The sequence below is a fragment of the Xanthobacter autotrophicus genome (genome assembly GCF_030015065.1).
Lineage (GTDB): Bacteria > Pseudomonadota > Alphaproteobacteria > Rhizobiales > Xanthobacteraceae > Xanthobacter > Xanthobacter autotrophicus_D.
In genome coordinates, this window is record NZ_JAIVFN010000563.1 from 1 (window position 1) to 389 (window position 389).

Sequence of the window (389 nt, forward strand, 5' to 3'; positions counted from 1 at the left end):
GAGCAACTTCGACACCAAGCCGGCCATCGAAGCGTTCGACAAGCTCTGGCTGCCCAAGGCGCCGCAGATCGCCGAACTGCGGGCGGTGGGCGCGAAGCTCTGACCGCCCGCCGCACGCGCCGCAGGGCCCGGGACGCTCCTGATTCCAGCGCCTCCGACACAGGATGTGCCAGGGCCGGGGGCGACGCCCCTGCGCTTCCTCCTCAGGAATTGATGATGCGGTGCGTGAAGCGCGCCAGGTAGCGCATCAATTGCTCGGCGCCTTCCTCGGCGGCGGCGGCGTCGCTGGAGGCGATCGCCTCGGCCATCGCGAGGTGGGCCTGCGCCCCTTCGCTGATCTCGCCTTCGTGCTGGTAGGCATACCAGAAGCGGCGGCACTGCACCACCAG

General features: G+C 69.7%; 1 pseudogene. It reads right to left on the reverse strand.

Annotated elements, in window-relative coordinates:
- Positions 1-203: 203 nt before the first annotated feature.
- Positions 204-389, reverse strand: a pseudogene (locus tag K9U40_RS24525) (hypothetical protein); the annotation flags it as partial.